Origin of the sequence: Brevibacterium siliguriense (genome assembly GCF_900105315.1) — a bacterium.
Classification (GTDB): Bacteria; Actinomycetota; Actinomycetes; order Actinomycetales; family Brevibacteriaceae; genus Brevibacterium; species Brevibacterium siliguriense.
In genome coordinates this window covers 2,883,404-2,903,824 of sequence record NZ_LT629766.1, presented here as the reverse complement: position 1 = coordinate 2,903,824, position 20,421 = coordinate 2,883,404, and the positions used below count along the sequence as shown (strand labels likewise).

The 20,421-nt window shown below is 64.2% G+C and carries 21 protein-coding genes; 13 read left to right on the top strand and 8 right to left on the bottom strand.

The features are described from left to right. Window positions 1–30 precede the first annotated feature (30 nt). Genes typA through BLU88_RS12935 form a run of 3 tightly spaced genes read left to right on the top strand, consistent with a single transcriptional unit; the run spans window position 31 to window position 5,125 of the window. Window positions 31–1,941: a translational GTPase TypA gene (gene typA, locus BLU88_RS12945; protein WP_092014618.1), complete on the top strand. Its 1,911-nt coding sequence runs from the start codon at window positions 31–33 to the stop codon at window positions 1,939–1,941. Window positions 1,942–1,993: 52 nt separating this feature from the next. Continuing rightward, the gene (locus BLU88_RS12940; protein WP_092014615.1) at window positions 1,994–3,316 is read left to right on the top strand and encodes a PIG-L family deacetylase; all 1,323 of its coding nucleotides are present in this window, start codon (window positions 1,994–1,996) and stop codon (window positions 3,314–3,316) included. A gap of 48 nt (window positions 3,317–3,364) precedes the next feature. Next, window positions 3,365–5,125 carry a VanW family protein gene (locus tag BLU88_RS12935; protein WP_231939406.1) on the top strand — a complete coding sequence of 587 codons (1,761 nt, stop codon included), beginning with the start codon at window positions 3,365–3,367 and terminating at the stop codon, window positions 5,123–5,125. A 25-nt stretch (window positions 5,126–5,150) separates the two neighbouring features. Here the strand turns inward: BLU88_RS12935 and BLU88_RS12930 are convergent, their stop codons facing one another. Together BLU88_RS12930 and BLU88_RS18770 are read right to left on the bottom strand one after the other, a co-directional pair. Continuing rightward, entirely contained in the window at window positions 5,151–6,005 is an 855-nt protein-coding gene (locus BLU88_RS12930) for a GNAT family N-acetyltransferase (RefSeq protein ID WP_231939405.1), read from the bottom strand. Further along, a complete protein-coding gene (locus BLU88_RS18770; protein ID WP_231939404.1) occupies window positions 5,942–6,235 on the bottom strand; it encodes a putative acetyltransferase in 294 nt (97 codons plus the stop codon). Before BLU88_RS18770 ends, BLU88_RS12930 begins: the two co-directional genes overlap by 64 nt. Window positions 6,236–6,425: 190 nt before the next feature. Between BLU88_RS18770 and fdxA the strand changes: the two genes are divergently transcribed. The 3 genes from fdxA to BLU88_RS12915 all read left to right on the top strand — a co-directional run bounded on the left by fdxA (window position 6,426) and on the right by BLU88_RS12915 (window position 9,395). After that, window positions 6,426–6,752 (top strand): ferredoxin, encoded by a 327-nt coding sequence (gene fdxA, locus BLU88_RS12925; protein WP_092014612.1) that lies wholly within the window; start codon window positions 6,426–6,428, stop codon window positions 6,750–6,752. Window positions 6,753–6,755: 3 nt separating this feature from the next. Further along, window positions 6,756–7,877 carry a succinyldiaminopimelate transaminase gene (gene dapC, locus BLU88_RS12920; protein WP_092014609.1) on the top strand — a complete coding sequence of 374 codons (1,122 nt, stop codon included), beginning with the start codon at window positions 6,756–6,758 and terminating at the stop codon, window positions 7,875–7,877. A 234-nt stretch (window positions 7,878–8,111) separates the two neighbouring features. Further along, window positions 8,112–9,395 carry a citrate synthase gene (locus tag BLU88_RS12915; RefSeq protein WP_092014606.1) on the top strand — a complete coding sequence of 428 codons (1,284 nt, stop codon included), beginning with the start codon at window positions 8,112–8,114 and terminating at the stop codon, window positions 9,393–9,395. A gap of 197 nt (window positions 9,396–9,592) precedes the next feature. Here BLU88_RS12915 and dapD read toward each other — a convergent pair whose 3' ends face one another. Next, entirely contained in the window at window positions 9,593–10,537 is a 945-nt protein-coding gene (gene dapD, locus BLU88_RS12910) for a 2,3,4,5-tetrahydropyridine-2,6-dicarboxylate N-succinyltransferase (RefSeq protein WP_092014603.1), read from the bottom strand. Between the two features lie 41 nt (window positions 10,538–10,578). On the opposite strand from dapD, the gene dapE reads away from it, so the two are divergent. The 6 genes from dapE (at window position 10,579) to BLU88_RS12880 (ending at window position 15,416) form a co-directional block, all read left to right on the top strand. Then, the gene (gene dapE, locus BLU88_RS12905) at window positions 10,579–11,745 is read left to right on the top strand and encodes a succinyl-diaminopimelate desuccinylase (RefSeq protein ID WP_092014600.1); all 1,167 of its coding nucleotides are present in this window, start codon (window positions 10,579–10,581) and stop codon (window positions 11,743–11,745) included. 5 nt (window positions 11,746–11,750) lie between these two features. Further along, window positions 11,751–12,623, top strand: a complete 873-nt coding sequence (locus BLU88_RS12900; RefSeq protein ID WP_231939403.1) for an LOG family protein — start codon at window positions 11,751–11,753, stop codon at window positions 12,621–12,623. Further along, window positions 12,620–13,519: a dihydropteroate synthase gene (folP, locus tag BLU88_RS12895; RefSeq protein ID WP_092014593.1), complete on the top strand. Its 900-nt coding sequence runs from the start codon at window positions 12,620–12,622 to the stop codon at window positions 13,517–13,519. Before BLU88_RS12900 ends, folP begins: the two co-directional genes overlap by 4 nt. 35 nt (window positions 13,520–13,554) lie before the next feature. Further along, entirely contained in the window at window positions 13,555–13,851 is a 297-nt protein-coding gene (locus BLU88_RS12890; protein ID WP_092014589.1) for a DivIVA domain-containing protein, read from the top strand. Continuing rightward, window positions 13,848–15,083 carry a hypothetical protein gene (locus tag BLU88_RS12885; RefSeq protein ID WP_092014585.1) on the top strand — a complete coding sequence of 412 codons (1,236 nt, stop codon included), beginning with the start codon at window positions 13,848–13,850 and terminating at the stop codon, window positions 15,081–15,083. The genes BLU88_RS12890 and BLU88_RS12885 overlap by 4 nt, the downstream gene beginning before the upstream one ends. 162 nt (window positions 15,084–15,245) lie before the next feature. Continuing rightward, window positions 15,246–15,416, top strand: coding sequence for a DUF3117 domain-containing protein (locus BLU88_RS12880; protein ID WP_064485784.1), 171 nt, complete (start codon window positions 15,246–15,248; stop codon window positions 15,414–15,416). Between the two features lie 79 nt (window positions 15,417–15,495). Here BLU88_RS12880 and BLU88_RS12875 read toward each other — a convergent pair whose 3' ends face one another. After that, a complete protein-coding gene (locus BLU88_RS12875) occupies window positions 15,496–16,131 on the bottom strand; it encodes an O-methyltransferase (protein ID WP_092014582.1) in 636 nt (211 codons plus the stop codon). Between the two features lie 36 nt (window positions 16,132–16,167). After that, a complete protein-coding gene (locus BLU88_RS12870) occupies window positions 16,168–16,500 on the bottom strand; it encodes an MGMT family protein (RefSeq protein WP_092014579.1) in 333 nt (110 codons plus the stop codon). An 82-nt stretch (window positions 16,501–16,582) separates the two neighbouring features. Here BLU88_RS12870 and BLU88_RS12865 point away from each other — a divergent pair, with 82 nt between their 5' ends. After that, complete coding sequence (locus BLU88_RS12865) at window positions 16,583–17,038, top strand: twin-arginine translocase TatA/TatE family subunit (RefSeq protein ID WP_092014576.1); 456 nt, start codon at window positions 16,583–16,585, stop codon at window positions 17,036–17,038. A 345-nt stretch (window positions 17,039–17,383) separates the two neighbouring features. Here BLU88_RS12865 and BLU88_RS12860 read toward each other — a convergent pair whose 3' ends face one another. The 3 genes from BLU88_RS12860 to BLU88_RS12850 form a co-directional block, all read right to left on the bottom strand. After that, complete coding sequence (locus tag BLU88_RS12860; protein ID WP_092014573.1) at window positions 17,384–18,505, bottom strand: Mrp/NBP35 family ATP-binding protein; 1,122 nt, start codon at window positions 18,503–18,505, stop codon at window positions 17,384–17,386. 69 nt (window positions 18,506–18,574) lie between these two features. After that, window positions 18,575–19,123 (bottom strand): DUF1003 domain-containing protein, encoded by a 549-nt coding sequence (locus BLU88_RS12855; protein WP_092014570.1) that lies wholly within the window; start codon window positions 19,121–19,123, stop codon window positions 18,575–18,577. 2 nt (window positions 19,124–19,125) lie between these two features. Further along, entirely contained in the window at window positions 19,126–20,400 is a 1,275-nt protein-coding gene (locus BLU88_RS12850) for a magnesium transporter MgtE N-terminal domain-containing protein (RefSeq protein ID WP_092014567.1), read from the bottom strand. Between the last annotated feature and the right edge of the window lie 21 nt (window positions 20,401–20,421).

The following is a 20,421-nucleotide window of genomic DNA, read 5'->3' as shown; positions in this document are numbered from 1 at the left end:
ACCGATCTCTCTATCTCAAAAAGGTTCTTGATGACTGAAGCCATCACACGACGGGACAACCGCCGAAACGTAGCAATCGTCGCACACGTCGACCACGGCAAGACCACCTTGGTCGATGCCATGCTCCGGCAGACCGGTGTGTTCAGCGAACACGGCGACTTCGCCGAACGCGTCATGGACTCAGGCGACCTCGAACGCGAGAAGGGCATCACCATTCTCGCGAAGAACACCTCGGTCCTCTACAACGGACCCTCGGCCGGCGATGACCCTATCGTCATCAACGTCATCGACACCCCCGGCCACGCCGATTTCGGAGGAGAGGTCGAGCGCGGACTGTCCATGGTCGACGGCGTCGTGCTCCTCGTCGATGCTTCCGAAGGTCCGCTGCCGCAGACCCGCTTCGTCCTGCGCAAGACGCTGGCCGCGAAGCTGCCCGTCATCCTCGTGATCAACAAGACCGACCGTGCCGATGCCCGCATCGACGGAGTCGTCGAAGAAGCCCAGGACCTGCTCCTGGGTCTGGCCTCCGACCTCGCCGATGAAGTCCCTGACCTCGACGTCGACTCCGTCCTCGACGTGCCGGTCGTCTTCGCCGCTGCGAAGGCCGGTGCCGCCTCCCTCGAACAGCCCGCCGATGGAGCGGTCCCGGACAACCCCGACCTCGAGCCGCTGTTCAAGACGATCCTCGAGACGATCCCGGCACCGGAGATCAACTCCGACGGCATCCTCCAGGCACATGTCACGAACCTCGACGCCTCACCGTTCCTCGGCCGTCTGGCGCTGCTGCGCATCTTCGGCGGAACCCTGAAGAAGGGCCAGCAGGTTGCTTGGGCTCGCGGTGACGAGATCAGCTCGGTGAAGATCACCGAACTGCTCGAGACCCAGGGCCTCGACCGAGTGCCGGCCACGGAGGCCTCGGCCGGTGACATCGTCGCCGTCGCCGGCATCCCCGACATCATGATCGGTGACACGCTCACCGACATCAACAACCCGAAGCCGATGCCGGCGATCATCATCGACGATCCTGCGATCTCGATGACGGTGGGCATCAACACCTCGCCTCTGGCCGGCCGCGAGAAGAACACGAAGGTCACCGCCCGCATGGTCAAGGACCGCCTCGACCAGGAGCTCGTCGGCAACGTCTCCCTCAAGGTCGTCCCGACCGAACGCCCCGATGCCTGGGAAGTCCAGGGCCGCGGTGAGCTGGCTCTGGCCATCCTCGTCGAGCAGATGCGTCGCGAGGGATTCGAACTCACGGTCGGCAAGCCCCAGGTCGTGACCAAGCAGGTCGACGGCAAGGTCCACGAGCCCTTCGAAGAGCTCACGGTCGACGTGCCGGAGGACTACCTCGGCGCCGTGACTCAGCTGCTGGCCGCCCGCAAGGGTGTCATGTCGACCATGACGAACCACGGCACCGGTTGGGTGCGGATGGAGTTCAAGGTTCCCGCCCGCGGCCTCATCGGCTTCCGCACTCGGTTCCTCACCGAAACCCGCGGCACCGGTATCGCGAACACGATCTCGGCCGGATACGGTCCGTGGGCCGGCAACATCGAGTTCCGCATCAACGGATCGCTCGTGGCCGACCGTGCCGGAACCGTGACCCCGTACGCGATGATCAACCTGCAGGATCGCGGAACCTTCTTCGTCGAACCGACCTCCGAGGTCTACGAGGGCCAGATCGTGGGCGAGAACTCACGCGCCGACGATATGGACGTCAACATCACGAAGGAGAAGAAGCTGACGAACATGCGCTCGGCATCGGCCGACAGCTTCGAGAACCTCACCCCGCCGCGCAAGCTGACCCTCGAGGAGAGCCTCGAATTCGCCCGCGAGGACGAATGCGTCGAGGTCACCCCGGGTGCCATCCGCATCCGCAAGGTCGAACTCGATCAGAAGGAACGTGCAAAGCTCTACGCGAAGCTGCGCCGCCAGAACGCCTGAGCCGGAACCTCAGATCCGGCAGCACCGAATGACCTCGAGCACCCAGGAACCAATGACTGAAACGCCACGCGTCCTCCTCGTGCACGCTCATCCCGACGATGAGACGATCACGACGGGCGGCACGATCGCCGCATTGGTCTCCGATGGTGCCGAGGTCATGGTGCTCACCGCCACCCGCGGTGAGGGCGGCGAGGTCATTCCCGCAGATCTGAAACAGCTCGAGGGTGACCGCGCCGGTCTTGCCCGGGTGCGGGAGCAGGAGATCACCGAGGCGATGCGTGCTCTGGGCGTGCGCCTGCACACCTTCCTCGGCGGAACCACCCGCACCTTTGAGGATTCGGGGATGGAATGGGGACCCGACGGGCACGCCCGCCCCGCATCGTCGATGACCGACGATGCCCTGTGCGCGACCGATGTCACCACAGTGGCCAGACATATCGCCGCCGTCATCGATGCCTTCGAACCGCACGCGGTCATCACCTATGCCTCCAATGGGGGATACGGCCACCCCGATCATGTGCGCGTGCATGAGGCCACTACCGCAGCGTTCGACCTCGCCGAATGGCGGACCGGTCGGCTGCTCTACGTCGACACCCCCGCTGAGGCGGCCCGCCGTTCGTTCGACCCGAACCAAGACGGTTTCGCCCAGACCGGTTTCGCCGCTGCCGAGACGATCCCGGCTAAATCTCCGGTCGATCAGATCGTCGTCGACCAAGATGTCACTTCGGTGCTGCCTGCGAAACGGGCCGCCCTGGAAGCCCACCGCACTCAGGTGAGCGTGTCCGGTGACTTCTTCGCCCTGTCCAACGGCGTCGGCCAGAAGATCGGCGACCACGAATACTTCTCCATCGGAGCCGGGGCCCCGATCCCGTCCGAGACGCTCAACAGCGGACCGGCCCCGCATGTGCTCACCGGGCTCGACATCGCAGCGGTCGAATCTCAGGAGAACGCGGCAGCGGCCGTGCCCCTGCGGCGTCGTCGCGAACTGCGGAAACCCGGGATCTTCGCCTACCTCCACTCCGCCGTGCTCGGACTGCTCATCGCCTTCCTCGGCACCATGCAGCATCTGAACGTCACGGTGATCAACCTCGGCGAGACCCCGATAATCCTGCCGTGGGGACTCATGTTGGCTCTCGCCCTGGCAGCGGCGGGATTGTGGCATCTGAAGACGATGTACCGCAGCAGCGCTCCGATGCTGGTCGCCGCCGTCATCATCGCCGTGCTGTCCTTCGTCTTCGGTCAGCCGAATTGGCTGCCCGGCTCAGATATGATCGTCACCGGACTGCTTCGTTCAGTTGTGTGGCTGCTCGGCCCTATGGTCCTGGCCGCTGTCTTCTCCTTCATCAACGTGCGCGGACACGAGCGCACTCGCTAGACTCGTGCGAACCGCACCGAAACAGTCGATATCGACACCCTCGGGAGAATGATGCCGACCAATACCTTGTCCGATGGAACCTCGAACTCCGGCGGGCCTGACCCGTCCGGCAACGGTGTCCGGAAGAAGGCGATCTGGCCGTTCATCCTCCTGGCAGTCGTCGTGCTGGCCGCCGTCTACGTGGCGATCGGCTTCTTCAGCGGACGCATGCTGGCACCGGGGACGAATGTGGCCGGAATCGACATCGGCGGCAAGTCCGCGACGGAAGCCGAGAACACTCTGCGCAATGACCTGCGGGACGATGCGGAGAAGAACATCGTCCTGAAGGCCGGAGAGCCGACAGCGAAGCTCGACCCGCAGAAGGCCGGTATCGCCTTCGATGCGGAAGCGACAATCGAGCGCATCACGGGCTTCAGCCTCGACCCCACCGTCATCTGGGACCGCCTGTTCGGTGAAGACGACGTCGATCCCGTCATCGAGGTCGACGAGAAGAAGTTCGACGAGGAGACAGCGAAGGTCACGGAATCCCTCGCCGTCGAACCCACAGACGCCGAACTCGAATACGTTAAGACCACACCGAAGGTCAAGGACGGCAAGAAAGGACAGACCGTCGACACCGCCGCCGTGCGCACCGCCATCGACGAGCATTGGCTGCGCACCGAGGATGCCCTGCCGGTCAGCCCGACGAGCGTCGATCCCGATATCACCACAGCCGAAGCTGAAGACATGGCCGACGGATTCGCGAAAGATGCCGTGAGCAAGGACCTCACGCTCACAGCGAAGCCGGCGAAGGATGCGGACTCCGAGGTCAAAGGCGGTGACCTCACCGTGTCACCGAAGACCGTTGCAAAGACTCTGACGTTCAAGGCTGAGGACTCGAAGCTCAAACCCGTCTTCGACCAACACGAGCTGCAGAAGTCCGTGCTGGCGGCGAACAAGGACATCGGCCGACCGGCCGAGGACGCCAGTTTCAAGATCAAGGACGGCAAGCCCGAGGTCGTGCCCTCCCGCGACGGAATCGGGATCAAGGCCAAGGAGCTGACCACTGCGGTCACCGATTCCATCAACGGCAAGGAAGACGAACCGACCGTCACCCTGTCCTCCGTCAAACCCGACTTCACGACGACGGACGCGAAGAAAGCCGATGTCTCCGACACCGTGTCTCACTTCTCCACCGGGTACAAATCCGAACCCAATCGCGATACCAACCTGCGGGTGGCCTCGAAGAAGGTCTCCGGCACCGTCCTCCAGCCCGGTGAGCAGTTCTCCCTCAACGAGGCTCTGGGTCAGCGCACAGCCGCGAACGGCTACAAACCCGCCGGAGTGATCTCCGAAGGGCAGATGAAGGAGGACTACGGCGGCGGAGTCTCACAGGTGTCGACGACCCTGTTCAATGCCGCGTTCTTCGCAGGCTTCGAGCTCGACGAGCACCAAGCGCATTCGCGTTACATCTCCCGTTATCCGGAAGGGCGCGAGTCGACTCTGGACTGGTCCTCGATCGATATGAAGTTCACGAACAGCTCGAAGACTCCGGTCGTGCTCGACATGTACCTCAAAGACGGAGAAGTCCATGCGAAGGTCTTCGGCGTGAAGAAGTACGATGTGTCGGCCGACGCCTCGGACCGGTTCAACCGCACCTCACCGGGCTTGGTCACCGAAAGCGGTTCCTCGTGCACTCCGCAGTCGCCGAAGGGCGGTTGGTCGATCCGAATCACCCGGACCATGAAGGACATCGCAACGGGCCAGACCACGAAGGACGGCTTCACCACCGTCTACCGGCCGGTGAACAAGGTCGAGTGCAAGGGCTGAGTCCGCTTTGCAGGAGGAGAGCCGATCAGCGCGCTTCGGCGTACCAGGACCGGTGACGCACGGTCGCGCCGAGAGAAGTGAAGAGGTTCAGGGACGCGTCATTGCTCGTTTCGATGTCGACGAGATAGGACCGGACTCCGCGCTGTGCGAGCAGCGTTGCCGCGGCGGCGGCCACCGAGCGCCCGGCGCCGCGTCGCCGCAGATCGGGACGGGAGATGAGGTTGGTGATGACACCCCATTTGCTGCGCTCAACGACTCTGCACGCCGCCACCATCGATTTCGAGCCATCGGGATGTTCGGCGTATGCGGTGACGAACTCACATGGCTGATCGGCTTCGATGAGCGTCCGGAAGGCCTCTGCCGAACCCGGTTCGTCACCGGGGCTGCGCTGGGACGTCCATGCGGCGAAATGCTCGGCAGTTGGCGCATCGGAGACGTCGATGATGAGTCCGGGGGCGGCCGCCTCGGCGGGAGAGGACGCACCACCGGACGCCTCGACCGTGGCGCCGGTGAGCAGCAGTGTGGCCTCTGAGGGGGTGTAGCCGCGGGCGGAGAGCAGAGGAGCGAGCCCCTCGCATTCGGGGGCCAGGGTCGAGGAATCGTCTGCGGAATAGATCTGGACGCGACTGGGCCTTCCGCGAGCTCGATACCATTCTTCGACGGCGTCGAGCCCCTGTTCCCAACCCAGACCGGAATCGGTCACGGGCAGGCAGGAATTGGCACGGCGGGTCGCGGAATCCGAATGACGCAGCAGCCAGCCCTTCTGCAGCAGGCTGACCTCTGCGGCCGCCTCGGTGCCTTCGTTGCGCAGGTTCTCTACGTGCAGCCAGTACACATCCTCAGGCAGCCAGGCGGCAGCGGAGATGCGCCGCAGATCCACGGCGGAGACGATCTCATGCGTGCGTCCGGCCTTCGTCGGAGCCGGGGCACCTCGTGGACGAGGAGGACCTGCTCACGAGCGATGCGCAGGGGACCGCGCTTCGTATCGATCTCGAGCCCCGCCTCGTCGACGGCTGTGACGACTCCGAGGGCATCGGACGTCGAATGGGTGTCACCGGGTTCGAGCGAATACCGCACGACCACTCGTCTGCCGGGCTGCAGATCGTCCACTTCTGGCCTTCCTCCGCGAAAATGATGCCCTCCCACCCTATGACACGCCGGACCTGGTCGGGCGCAGGCGTGGGCGGCGATGTCAGATGCAACACGAATCACTTGAGACCGGTGGTCACGGGACTCGGGCGAAGGCGTATTGTGGGAGGTATATGCGCACCATCTGTGAGTGTTTCGAGGAGTCAGCCCAGTGACGTACATCATCGCCCAGCCCTGTGTGGACCTCAAGGACAAGGCCTGCATCGACGAATGCCCCGTCGACTGCATCTACGAGGGCGAACGCAGCCTGTACATCCACCCCGACGAATGCGTCGACTGCGGTGCGTGCGAACCCGTATGCCCCGTCGAAGCCATCTTCTACGAAGACGATGTGCCCGATGAGTGGGAAGAGTACTACAGGGCCAATGTCGAGTTCTTCGACGACCTCGGTTCGCCCGGAGGTGCCGCGAAGCTCGGCAACACCGGCAAGGATCACCCGATCATCTCCGCCCTGCCGCCGCAGAATCACGACGACTGAACGATGACGAACGCTTTCGGACTCAACCTTCCGGACTACCCGTGGGACCGTCTCACCGAATTCCGTCGCCGAGCCGCCGAGCATCCCGACGGAGTGTGTGACCTCTCCATCGGCACTCCCGTCGACCCCACGCCAGAAGTGATCCGTCGCGCGCTGTCGGACGCCGGTGATGCCCACGGGTACCCGACGACTGCCGGTACCGCGCAGCTGCGCGAGGCCATCGCCTGGTGGTACGAGAACTGGCATTCGGTTCACCTCGATCCCGCCACGGAGATCCTGCCGACTGTGGGCTCGAAGGAGTTCGTAGCCTGGCTGCCGACCCTGTTGGGACTGCGCGAGCGAGGACTGACCGTCGCCTGTCCGTCCGCTGCCTACCCGACCTACGAGATGGGTGCGACGATTGCGGGCGTCGAATGCCGTCGTCTCGACGCCGCGCAGGTCGTCGACGGTGCAGCCCTGGACGGCGTCGGTCTGCTCTGGATCAACACCCCGAGCAACCCGACCGGTGAGGTTCTCGATGTGCAGACCCTCGCCGAGGTGGTCCGCCGTGCCCGCGCCGCCGGAGTCATCGTTGCTTCGGACGAATGCTACGGACTGCTCAACTGGGAATCGGATGAGCCGGCGCCGAGCGTACTTGCAGCCGCGGGGGAGTCGAGTGCCGGTGTGCTGAGTGTGTACTCGATGTCGAAGCAGTCGAACCTCGCCGGCTACCGCGCGGCGTTCGTCGCCGGTGATGCCGAGCTCATCTCCGATCTCACCCGCTCACGCAAGCACGCGGGAATGATCGTGCCGTTCCCGATTCAGGAAGCCATGGTCGCCGGACTCCTCGACACCGAGCACGTGCTGGCGCAGAAGGAGACCTACCGGTCACGGCGAGAGCGGCTGCGTTCAGGACTCGAAGAGTACGGATTCCGCATCGATCATTCGACCGCCGGCCTCTACCTGTGGTCGACCGCGGACAAGAACTGCTGGGACTCACTAGCTGACCTTGCCGAACTCGGCATCGTGGCGGGCCCCGGCGAGTTCTACGGAGCGGCGGCTTCCGACCATGTGCGGATTGCGCTGACCGCCACCGACGAACGCATTCGAGCCGCGGCCGAGCGTCTTCGGGCCGCCGCGAGATGATTGCGAGGGTGGGGCATGGTGCGAGGAAGTCGACGGTTTCCGAGCGTCCGCTAAGTTCCTGCTAAGACTTCATACAGGGCGAAAAACTGTTATCTGCCCTGGTCAGACGTATTACCAGCCAGTATATGAAGCGTGCAGTGATTTTCTGATTCCCGCAGTTGTCGGTAGTCTTTGAAAGAACTGTGCAAAACACCTCAGGAAGTTCTTGGGGTCGGTCAACGGTGAGGAGATCGAATGACTTCGGAGGCGAACCTCAGGATCGCTGATACGGAACTGACACTGCCCGAGGTGTCAGCAACAGCGGGCAACAACGGATACCGTATCGGTTCTCTGCTGAAAGAGACCGGCGCGGTCACATACGATCCAGGGTTTGCCAACACTGCAACCACCTCGTCGTCCATCACCTACATCGATGGTGACAACGGTGAGCTGCAGTACCGCGGTTACCCGATCGAACAGCTCGCGGAACAGTCGAACTTCGTCGAAGTCTGCTACCTCCTCATCTACGGTGAGCTGCCGACTCAGGAACAGTACGATGCCTTCGACGCTCGCCTGCGCGGGCACACCATCGTCCACGAGGACCTGCGGCGCTTCTTCCGTGCGTTTCCGTACGACGCTCATCCGATGCCTATGGTGGCAGCTGCCGTCGCGGCTTTGTCGACGTTCTACCAAGATGACCTCGATGTCTTTGACGAAGACCAGATCGATACCTCGTCGTTCCGTCTGCTTGCGAAGATGCCGACCATCGCGGCACTTGCGCATCGGAAGAACATGGGCTTGCCGGTCATCCACCCGGATAACTCGCTGAGCCTCGTGGAGAACTTCCTGCGAGTGAACTTCGGCGTTCCCGCTGAGGAATACGAACCGGATCCGCTGGCAGTCAAGGCCATGGATCAGCTTTTCATCCTCCACGCAGATCACGAGCAGAACTGCTCGACCTCGACGGTTCGCCTCGTCGGCTCGTCGCAGGCCAACGTGTTCCAGTCGATCTCGGCCGGCGTCAACGCTCTGGCCGGACCGCTGCACGGCGGAGCGAACTCCGCAGTGCTCGAGATGCTCGAGCAGATCGCGGCCTCCGATGACGGACCGAAGAAGTTCATGGAACGCGTGAAGAACAAGGAAGACGGCGTTCGTCTCATGGGCTTCGGTCACCGCGTGTACAAGAACTATGATCCGCGCGCGAAGATCATCAAGAAGACGGCTGACGAGGTTCTCGCCCGGTCCGGCGGCGACCCGCTGCTCGAATTGGCTCAGCAGCTCGAAGAGATCGCGCTGGCCGACGACTACTTCGTCGAGCGCAAGCTCTACCCGAACGTCGACTTCTACACGGGCCTCATCTACAAGGCTCTCGGATTCCCGACGAATATGTTCACAGTGCTCTTCTCGGTCGGTCGCCTGCCTGGCTGGATCGCCCAGTGGCGCGAGATGATCAAGGACCCCGAGACGAAGATCGGCCGTCCCCGCCAGATCTACACGGGCGAATACAACCGTAACTACAAGGACATCAGCGCACGCTGAGTCCCCTCGCGGCACGCTGAGTGCCGCGTCCAGTTGCAACGGTGCCGGAGCAGACTCCTCTGCCCGGCGCCGTTGTGCATTCACGATTTCTCCATTCACCTCCCTACCGCAGCGACCCGCACCGGCAGAGCAGTGAATAAGCAGAGGGCGCGTTCACACGATGTGAACGCGCCCTCAGAGGATTGACGGCCCGCAGATCAGTGCAGGTCGGGGTTGAGCTCGATGCCCTTGGAGTCGCGTGCGATCGCCTCGACGGTGCCGGTGACCGAATTGCGGCGGAAGAGGATGTTGTTCTTCCCGCTGAGCTCGGCAGCCTTGACCACGGCATCGCCTTCGCCGGGAACCGTCACGCGGGTGCCGGCGGTGATGTAGAGGCCGGCTTCGACGATGCAGTCATCGCCGATGGAGATGCCGACGCCGGCATTCGCACCGAGCAGGCTGCCCGAGCCGATGGAGATCCGGTGCGTGCCGCCGCCGGAGAGCGTGCCCATGATCGAGGCTCCGCCGCCGATGTCCGATCCGTCACCAACGACGACGCCCTGAGAGACCCGGCCTTCGACCATGGCCGAACCCAGTGTGCCGGCGTTGAAGTTCACGAAGCCCTCGTGCATGACGGTGGTGCCGGGAGCCAGGTGAGCGCCGAGGCGGACACGGTCGGCATCGGCGATGCGCACACCGGAGGGGATGACGAAGTCGGTCATCCGCGGGAACTTATCGAGTCCGTACACGGCGACGGGTCCGCGAGCGAGGAGCTTCGCACGAGTGGCCTCGAAGTCCTCTGGTGAGCAGGCGCCGAAGGAGGTCCACACGACGTTGGCGATATGGCCGAAGATGCCGTCGAGGTTGACATCGTTCGGTGTCACGACGCGGTGGGACAGCGCGTGCAGACGCAGGTAGGCATCGGCCGCCGAGGCGGGACCGGCATCGAGGTCGATCGTGGTGGTGACGACCTCGGAACGGGTGCCGCGGGGCTCATCGGTGCCCACCAAGGCGTCGAGGCCATCGTCGACGGCGCGGGCGGTGGCGGCCGCCTCGGCGGAGTCAGGAGTATCTCCCGTGCTCAGGGCGGGGTACCAGACGGAGAGGACGGTGTCGGAGTGGATCGTGGCGAGACCACGTGCGGAAACGATGCGTTCTGTCATGCCTCAAGCCTAGACGGTGGCGCCGTACTAGGCTAAGAGATATGACTGTCGATCCATCTGCTGAGACTGATGCCATATTCGCGCCCGACGGAGACCTCGGTGACTACCTGTTCGCCGCACTGGGCGACCCTGCCGAACTCACCGGCCGCCTGTGCGCCGTCGAATCTGTGTCCGGGAACGAAACCGCCCTGGCCGACGCCGTCGTCGACGTCTTGGAGAAGATCGGCGCGGGATCGGGGCCGGACCTGGAGATCCTCCGCGACGGAGACACCATCATCGCTCGCACGAACCTGGGACTGGCCGAGCGCATCGTCGTCGCCGGCCACCTCGACACCGTCCCCGTCGAAGACAATCTTCCGCCCGTGCGCACCCACATGTCCGGCGAGAACTACCCCGATGACGAGGTCATCTGGGGTCGGGGCGCCTGCGATATGAAGGCCGGAGTGGCGATGCAGCTGTCCACGGCGGCCGCACTGACTGCACCGAGTCGCGATGTCAGCTGGGTCTTCTACGACCACGAGGAGGTCGATGCCTCCCTCAACGGACTCGGTCGCGTCGCCCGCAACCATCCTGATTGGCTGGTCGGTGACTTCGCGATCCTCGGCGAACCCTCGAATGCTTCCGTCGAAGGCGGCTGCAACGGCACCATCCGAGTCGACGTCACCACCACCGGAGTCCGCGCTCACTCGGCCCGCGCATTCATGGGCGTCAACGCCATCCATTCCTCAGCCGAAGTGCTCACCCGACTCGCCGAATTCGAGACCGACACGGTCACGGTCGACGGGCTCGACTATCGCGAATCCCTGTCCGCGGTGAACATTCGCGGGGGAGTGGCCGGAAACGTCGTGCCCGACGAATGCGTCGTCTCCGTGAACTATCGCTTCGCACCGAGTAAGTCCGCCGCCGAGGCGGAATCCTTCCTGCGCGAGCTGTTCACCGGTTTCGACGTCGATGTCACCGATGTCGCCGAAGGGGCTCGTCCCGGACTCGACCGAGCGATCGCCCAGGATTTCGTCGACACTCTCGGTCTGTCCCCGGCACCGAAGCTCGGCTGGACCGATGTGTCCCGGTTCAGCGCACTCGGTGTTCCGGCGGTGAATTTCGGTCCCGGCAACCCGCTGTATGCCCACAAGTCGGATGAGCATGTGAGAGTCACCGAGGTGGAACAGGCCACCGCAACTCTGCGCAGCTACCTCCAGGGCCGGTGAACGAGATGACCAGAGCGACAGATGGCTCGGCAGGCGATGGGATGGGCGCCCCAGCGGGTGATCCTGCAGCCGAATCGGCAGACGTCCCAGCAGCAGATCCGGCGGGCGGCCCTGGCTTCTACAGCAAGGGCCCGCTGCGGCTGAGCGGTGACCAGGTGCCGGAGACGACGACGGACCAGCGCCTCCTCGAATCGAAGTCGGGCACCGACTGGGTTCACGAGGATCCGTGGCGCGTCATGCGAATCCAAGCCGAGTTCGTCGAAGGATTCGGCTCTCTGGCAGAGATCGGACCGGCCGTGTCGATCTTCGGATCCGCACGCCTGAAGGCCGGCACTCAGGCCTATGCGGACACCCGGGAGATCGCCCGCCGCATCGCCGAGAACGGCAATGCGATCATCACCGGCGGTGGTCCTGGAATCATGGAGGCCGGCAACCTCGGTGCGTGTGAGGGCGGGGGCGTGTCCATCGGACTCGGCATCGAGCTGCCCTTCGAGACCGGACTCAACGAACATGTCGAACTCGGCGTGAACTTCCGCTACTTCTTCGTCCGCAAGACCATGTTCCTCAAGTACTCGCGCGGATTCGTCGTCATGTCCGGCGGTTTGGGCACACTCGATGAGCTGTTCGAAGCCTTCACGATGGTCCAGACGGGCAAGATCACCTCGTTTCCGATCGTGCTGTTCGGAACCGACTACTGGAGCGGGCTCGTCGACTGGATGCGCGGCACGCTTCTCGCTGCGGGGACGATCAGCGCAGCAGACTTGGACATGTTCACCCTCACCGACGACATCGACGAGGTCGTCGCCGCGATCGGACCGGGAACTCATCCGAACGGGGTGGGCTCCGCCGCATCGAAGCCTGCGGGCGGTCGAGCATGAGGGGCGACACCTCAGCGGCTCCGGGAACCGAACGCTTCGATCTGACCCGCGCCCGTCCCGGAACCCCGGCGATCATGGCTGTCATCAACCGCACCACCGATTCCTTCTACGAATCCGCCGCCACTCACGACGAGGCGATCGCCGCCGTGGAGGCGGCAGCCTCCGCTGGTGCCCAGATCGTCGATATCGGGGGAGTGCGCGCCGGCCGCGGCCGGGAGATCTCGGTGAACGAGGAGATCGACCGGGTCTGTCCCACCATCGAAGCTGTCGCCGGGTCCCACCCGCACATGCTCATCAGCGTCGATACCTGGCGCCATGAGGTGGCAGAGGCCGCCTGCGCGGCCGGTGCGGGACTGCTCAATGACACCTGGGCCGGGGTCGACCCGAAACTCGCCGAGGTGGCTGCCAGGCACGACGTCGGCATCGTCTGCTCTCATACAGGGGGATTGGATCCGCGTACCGACGCCCACCGCGACCGCTATGGTCTGCAGGCCGGTGACGTCGTCGACTCCACCGTGTCCGGCGTCCTCGAGCTCGCCGAGGCGGCCCGTGCGGCGGGTGTCCCCGACGACCGGATCATCATCGATCCCACTCCGGACTTCGGAAAGAACACCTACCACTCGCTGCGGCTGCTGCGCGAACTCGAACGGTTCACCGCCACCGGCTATCCGGTGCTCCTGGCGATCTCACGCAAGGACTTCGTCGGCGAGGCGATCGGGGACGTGGCCCCACAGGATCGGCTGTACGGCACGATCGCAGCGACCGCGCTGGCCATCGAGAAGGGCGCGGCGATGATCCGCACCCACGATGTGCGAGCCACTGCCGACGCCATCGACGTGACCGTGTCGATCACCGGCGAAGCGGCACCGAAACACACCGTGCGCGGACTGCGCTGAGCGTTCCTCTCAAGCGCCTATGCGAAAATGGGGGCATGCCTTTGTGGATTGTCATCGGTGTAGCGGCCGCGGTCTTCGTCCTCGTATTCGTCGTCGCAGCGACCTTCAATGTCTTCTCGTCCGAAACCGTCGACGAGGCTGAAGAGCGCTGGACCGGTCTGCCTGCCGAGTTCACCAGTCAGGATCTGGACTCGCTGCGATTCCGGCCCGCTCTGCGCGGCTACCGGATGGAAGACGTCGACGAAGCTATGGCGCTGCTGCGAGCACGCTTGAGCGAACTCGAATCCGCGGCTGTCTCTGAGGGACCGGAAACGGCTGCCGGACCACGATGAGCCGCCCCGCAGACCTACCCGGAATCACCCTCGCCCCCGAAGTCTTCGACTCCTCCCGCTTCAGCCGCCTCGGCGCTCTGTTCTTGAGCCTGCCCGTGTGGCTGCAGGCCGTAGCTGTCTACTTCGCCTCCCGCGTCGTGAGCATGTCGATCTTCGCCGCGGTCCTCAAACGTCAGGACCCGGCGAACTGGTCGTCGTCCCCGGTGACGACGACGCTCAATGACTTCCTCAACTTCTGGGACGGCGGCTGGTACGGGCGTGTCGCCGAGGAGGGGTATCCCCGCGTCCTGCCCATCGATGACTCGGGAGCGGTGACCGAAAACCAGTGGGCGTTCTATCCGTTGCACCCGTCGATCGTGTCCACTCTGGCCGACCTCACGGGGCTGAGCTACGAAGTCATCTCGCCGATCGTGTCCACACTCGCCGCGGGTCTGGCCTCGATCGTCATCCTCCATCTCTTCCGGAAGTACGTCGACGCCGGTCAGGCGCTGATAGGACTGGCGCTCGTGATGTTCTTCCCGCCGGCCGCGATCTTCTCCACCGGCTATGCCGAATCCCTGACCCTGCTGCTGCAGGCGACGACGCTCTTCCTCGTCATCGAACGCCGCTACCTCACCGCGATTCCGGTCGTCGTGTTCATGGATCTGTCGCGACCCATCGGTGTGGCATTCTCGTTCTTCATGCTCTTCCACCTCATCGACCGCTTCCTCCGCCGCCGGACCGATCCGTATCCGGCCGGCGAAGCACTCCGGTCCTGGACTCTGGGCGTGCTCTCGTGCGCGGCGGCCCTCATCCACCCGATCCACGCATGGTGGGCGACGGGATCGCTGACGGCCTACACCGACACCGAGGCGGCCTGGCACACCGGAGAGACCACATTCGTCGTCCAATGGGTGGCGCGGTCGATCAGCCTCATCGGTCCGCTGGGGCCGGTGCTGCTCGTCATCGTCGTCGCTGGAATGCTCGCTCTGATCTTCTCCCCGGCGGGTGCACGTATGGGCCGGACCCTGCAGCTGTTCTGCCTCGGCTACGGTCTGTACCTGCTTATCTTCTTCAATCCGCAGACCTCCACCCTCCGACTGCTGCTGCCGCTGTTCCCGCTGGCGCTGACTCTGGCGCTGGTGCGCTCCCGCGGCTATCGGGCAGCGATGCTGGTGGCCTATATCCTGCTCCAGATCGTGTGGGTCGCCTACCTGTGGCACTTCACCCCGCCCGCCGATCTGCCGCCGTGACCGTCGGCAGGGTTACTGTGATCTCCCGCTGATCTGCCGCCGCGACGGTCCGATGGGTGGGAGAGTTACCGGGAACGCGCGGATCATGGAATAATCGTGAGTACATCTTTCGGTCCACCTGGTGTGAACCGTCTTTGTATGACAACGGAAGGAAGAGCCCATATGGCAGCCCAGAAACCCCGCACCGGCGACGGACCTCTGGAAGTGACCGAAGAAGGCCGAAGCATGGTGATGCGGCTTCCAGTCGAAGGCGGAGGTCGCCTGGTGATCGAGCTCAGCAGAGACGAAGCCACCGGACTCCACGACACTCTCGCCCAGACATTGGGGCTCTGAGGCGACGGCCGCAGAGCACGGCCGATCCGAGACGCACGAACAGCAGAGACTTACCTGTAGGTCTCTGCTGTTGTCGCATTCACCGGGACTTCTGCAGAAGCAGCAGCCCTTCGCCGATGGGCAGCAGCACCCGCTCGAGATTTCCCTGTTCCGCGATGCGGTTGAGCATGCTGCGGGCCGCCTGGGTGCGGGGAGTGCGATCGACGGGATCGGCGACGGCGCCCTTGAGCAGCGTCTTGTGGATGACCAACAGACCCTGCGAGTCGAGCAGTCGCAGCGAGGGCTGGATCATTCTCTCCAGATTGCCCGGCTCGACGTCGATGAAGACCATGTCATAGGCCGAGGGCGCGAGTCGTTTGAGCACCTCTTCGGCCCGTCCGCTCATCAGCCGCAGCCGACCCGGTCGGATTCCGGCCATATCGACCAGATCTCGCGCGGCGCTCTGAGTCGTGGAATTCGTGTCGATGGATGTCAGTATCCCGGCGGTGGGCATTCCGCGCAGCAGCGACAGGGTCGATGTTCCGACCCCGGTGCCGACCTCGACTGCCGCGACCGGTGTGAGCAGTCGGGCAAGCAGAGTCAGCGTCTTCGCCGTGGTCTGGGAGACCGGAGCGATGCCGAACTCATGAGAGTGGGTGCGAGCGGCGTCGAGCAGCGGATCGGGACCGTTGTACTGTTCCGAGAAGGTGAGATCACCTGCATTTTCGCGTGCCAACCGTCCCCTCCCATCTGGTGCTGAGTTCTCCCAAGTCTAACCGCATTCGGGGTCGATTCCGTGTGCGCGCCACAGCTGATCGAGTTCATCGACATCGACGAATGCCGTGCGATCGACGCGCTCATGCGAATGCGCAGTGCCCTCATCGTTCCAGTGGAGGCGGGCTCGAGCGAAGATCTCGGGCGGCAGGATCCCGGCCGCGTTGACGACCCGCCACCACGTGACGTTCGACCCGAATTCCCGCATCACCCGCCCGACATAGCGGGGCGAGCAGTCGGCCACAGCGCCGACGGTCCCGTATGCGACGACGCGCGCGGCGGGAACGAGTTCGACGATGCGCAGCACCCGTTCGACGACTATCTCGTCCACTGCACCTCCCGGCAGTTTCGCGTTGTCGAACCTGTGCTGACCATGAGTCGATGCTACCGCCGTCCACGGTAGACTTGAGACCATGTTCGGTATCAACGGCACCGAGATGGTGATTCTGGTCGTTGTGGCCTTGGTCGTGATCGGACCCAAACGCCTGCCCGAATACGCTCAGAAGCTGCGGGAATTCGTGCGCCAGATGCGCCGCATGGCCGAAGGTGCCAAGGACAGCGTCCGACGCGATTTCGGCGACGACTTCAAGGACGTGGATTGGCAGAAGCTCGACCCGCGTCAGTATGATCCGCGCCGGATCGTGCGTGAGGCTCTCGTCGAGGAGGATGCGGCCATCCGCGAGTCCAAACGACAGGAGAGGACTTCCCAGGAGGCAACGTCCGCTGAGTCTCCAAGTGCTGGTTCGTCGATTCAGACCGACACCGAGGCGGTCCCCACCCGGGAACCTTCACCCATCGAACGGTTCCAGGCCCAGGTCGACTTGCGCGATCGCTCCGCCGCGGCACCGTTCGATCCCGACGCCACCTGAGAACCTCTCCGACTGGGTCGGATCGCCTCAGTTCTTCATCACCGCGGGATGCTCGGGATTCGAGCACAGGTCATCCGAGCAGCCGCGGCAGAGAAATTCGATCTGCCCTTCCACCATTCGATCCTGGTCGGGCCTGCGACCGCGCATGCCTGACCGTCCACTTCGAGTCCCTGTGCTGCCAGTCTCCGGTGTCGACGTTCCAGATGATCGCAGGACCGCCCAGAGCGTGTGCTGCACGTTTGTCGAGGGCTCCATAGGGCGGACGGACGAGGACAGTCATAGCGCTGAAAGCGGAGAAGACAGAGCAGACGAGGGTGTTGCAAGTGGAGAGGGGAGACACCGGCCTCAGACCGGGCTCAGGCCCAAGGATCTGCCGGACAGGCCGCGACTGCGTCGCCGCAGCGACTCCGCGAGGGAGTCGAAGGCTCGTGCAGCAGGCGACTCGGGGCTGCCGAGCACGACCGGGGTGCCGGCGTCCGATCCTTCCCGCAGACGAGTGTCCAAGGGGACCTGAGCCAGCAGCGGAACCTCGTGTTCGAGGGAGGCGCTGAGATTCTCTGCCACGCTGGCACCTCCGCCGGAGCCGAACACCTCCATCCGGGTGCCGTCGGGCATCTCCATCCACGACATGTTCTCGATGACTCCCGCCAACGTCTGCTTCGTCTGTGTGGCGATGGATCCCGCGCGTTCGGCAACCTGAGCGGCCGCGGACTGGGGAGTGGTGACGACGAGGAGCTCGGAATCGGGCAGCAGCTGTGCCACGGAGATCGCGATATCACCCGTGCCCGGAGGCAGATCGAGCAGCAGCACGTCGAGGTCGCCCCAGAACACGTCGGTGAGGAACTGCTGCAGGGCGCGATGGAGCATCGGACCTCGCCAGACGACGGCCTGGCTCGGCGGGACGAACATGCCGATGCTCATCACCTTCACGTTATGGGCGACCTGCGGCAGGATCATCTCGTCGACTCGGGTCGGCTTTCCGGAGAGACCGAGCATGCCGGGAATGGAGAAGCCGTAGATATCGGCGTCGACGATGCCGACGCGCAGCCCTTTGGCCGCCAGTGACACGGCGAGATTCGCGGTCACCGACGACTTGCCGACTCCGCCCTTTCCTGACGCGACGGCATAGACCTTCGTCAGCGACTCGGGGCGGTTGAACGGGATATCGCGGGTACCGGTGCCCTGCAGCTTCTCCTTCATCGCCTTGCGCTGTTCGGGACTCATCGTGCCGAGGACAACCGAGACTCCGGTCACTCCGTCGACTCGGGAGACCGCGGCTTCCGTGTCTCGGGAGATCGTATCCTTGAGCGGGCATCCGGCGATTGTGAGGAGAACCGTGACGGTGACCTTGCCGCCGTCGATGTCGATCGATTCGACCATATCGAGCTCGACGATATTGCGGCGGATCTCCGGGTCGATGACACCGGTCAGCGCCTCTCTCACAGCCTCTTCAGAGGGACCAGTCATGCCCACGTCCTTTCCTTCCCGGATCAGCTCTTCCGGGCTCTCAACCCTACCGCTTCGTTCGTCGTCTCGTCATCCGCTGTGGGAGCCGCCTCGGCGCTGTTCGGAGGACCGGGAGTCGACGCCGTCGGCCTGATTGCCGTCCTGTCTCTCGTCCTCCAATTCCTTGAGCAGATCCTTGAGCTCGGAGCGGATGAAGTCACGGGTCGCGACCTCACGCATGGCGATGCGCAGCGCCGCCACTTCCCGTGCCAGGTACTCGGTGTCGGCGAGGTTGCGTTCGGCGCGCTGCCGGTCGTGTTCGAACTCGACGCGGTCGCGGTCGGTGCTGCGGTTCTCGGCAAGCAGGATCAGCGGGGCCGCATAGGAGGCCTGCAGCGACAGGATGAGGGTCAGCAGGGTGAAGTTCAGCGACCTCGGGTCGAACTGCCACGATTCGGGCAGCAGGGTGTTCCACAGCAGCCACACCGCGCAGAACACGGTCATGCCGACGAGGAAAGCCGGCGTGCCCATGAACCGGGCGAAAGCCTCGGCTCCCCGTCCGAACGTCTCGGGGGACATGGCGAAGCTCGGGAGTTTTCGTTTGCTCGACCTCGGGATCTCGAAATCATCGACGGCCATATCTACCCCCTGCTGCGATCGTCTCGACCGGTGGTTCGCCAGTCCTCGGGCAGAAGCTCGTCGAGGACGTCATCGACGGTGACCACCCCGACGAGGCGATCGTTGTCATCGGTGATCGGCACCGACACCAGATTGTACGCGGCCAACAGCTTCGCCACCTCGCCGAGAGGAGTCTCCGGCGACAGCGGTTCGACCTCGGTGTCGAGCATGATGCCCACCGCCTCGTGCGGAGGATGGCGCAGCATCTCCTGGATGTGGACGAGACCCAGATACTTGCCGGTGGGAGTCTCCACGGGCTGACGGCAGACGAAGACCGCCGCGGCCAGGGCTGCCGGCAGGTCTTCCCGACGCACATGGGCCAGGGCCTCGGCGACAGTGGCTTCCGGGGTGAGGATCACCGGTTCGGTCGTCATCAGACCGCCGGCGGTGTCATCGTCGTAGGCCAGAAGCGTACGCACATCCTCGGCCTCATCAGGTTCCATCAGGGTCAGGAACCGTTCGGCCTGATCATCGCTGAGTTCGCCGAGGAGGTCCGCCGCGTCATCGGGCTCCATCTCCTCGAGCACGGTCACGGCCCGTTCGGTTTCGAGCCCCGTGAGGATCTCGATCTGGGTTTCGGCCGGCAGCTCCTCGACGACATCGGCGAGTCGTTCGTCATCGAGGGCCCGGGCCACCTGGAGGCGGCGGGCGGCGTTCATCTCGAAGAGCACATCGGCGAGGTCGGCAGGCTTCGTGTCCTGATAGGCCGCGATGAGCTGAGTGGCTTCCTGATCGACCTCGGAATCCACCGGATGGTCGGCATCCGTCCAGTCGATCTGCTTCGTCTCACCACGGCGGCGGAATGCGGCGAAAGCGCTGCGTTCGGGCACACGACGCACGAACAGACGGGTGACCTCCCAGTCCTTGTTCACCTGCTGTTCGATGCCGACGTCCTCGACGAGCACAGGTGAATTGTCCTCGTGCAGACGCAGACGCCGGTCGAGCAGATCATTCATCACCAGGGTCTCGGACTCACGCTGTTCGAAGCGGCGCATATTCACCAGACCGGTGGTGATGACCTGCCCGGAATCGATCGCAGTGACCCTGCCCATCGGCACGAACACGCGGCGACGGCCCGGCACCTCGACGACGAGGCCGATGACTCGGGGGAACTGCCGCATCGTCGCACGGTAGACGATGACGGCATCGCGGACCCGGCCGACCTGATCTCCGAGAGGGTCGAACACTGGGGCGGAGACGAGTCGGGCGACGAAGACTCTTTTCGGTGGACCACTCATGTTCTCAGACTACGTGGTGCG